Here is a 696-nt window from a genome sequence, read left to right as displayed (position 1 = left end):
GGTGGAGGGCGAGCGGGCCCCCGATGCCGCCGACCGTACAGTTGCGATGGCGTTCGCCGATTGGGGGATCCCGACCCCGGCCAGCGTGCAGGCGGTACGTCGGGCGCTGCCAGCGGTGAAGCTGATCGCGTCGGGCGGGGTCAGCGACGGCGTCGACGTGGCCAAGGCTATCCGCCTAGGCGCGGACATCGCCGGGCAGGCAGCCGGCGTGCTGCGCGCGGCTACGGTATCCACCGAGGCCGTTGTCGCGCATTTCGAGATCGTCATCCGCCAGTTGGCCGTCGCCTGCTTCTGCACTGGCTCGGCTGATCTGGCGGCGTTGCGCCAGGCCCGCTTATTGCCCTCGGCGCATCTGCCCGCCGGTTGATGCCGGCGTAGCCCGCAGGTGGCGGCGGGCGCATAGCCTTACTGAGTGAGAAAGTCTCGGAAGCGGGGACGCGCTGGTCACGGGCTTGTTCGGGTGCTGCTTCGTGATCGGGGAGGCACCCCGCCATGCCCCGAACGGACAGGAGCAGATGGTGCAAATCCATTGCCATGAAGGAGTATTCCTGCAAGCAACGGAGAAGGTAAGCCAGCCTGAATCCATTGTGTTTGCTTGGTGTTATGCAAATTAGGCACCGATCGGTAGTGTGCTGAGAGTTCTGCAAATTCGCTGAGAGGGGGCGGTCATGGCAGGCTGGTGATTGTTCACGTCAC

Annotated in this window: 1 protein-coding gene; it reads left to right on the top strand. The window is 65.1% G+C overall.

The genetic code is table 11. The annotated features are described in order from the left end of the window. Window positions 1-367: alpha-hydroxy-acid oxidizing protein (locus X726_RS137240; protein ID WP_023673977.1), on the top strand; the 367-nt coding region annotated here is incomplete at its 5' end. Window positions 368-696 lie beyond the last annotated feature (329 nt).

The organism is Mesorhizobium sp. LSJC285A00, from assembly GCF_000503155.1.
GTDB lineage: Bacteria > Pseudomonadota > Alphaproteobacteria > Rhizobiales > Rhizobiaceae > Mesorhizobium.
This window is presented reverse-complemented; position numbering and strand designations above follow the sequence as displayed.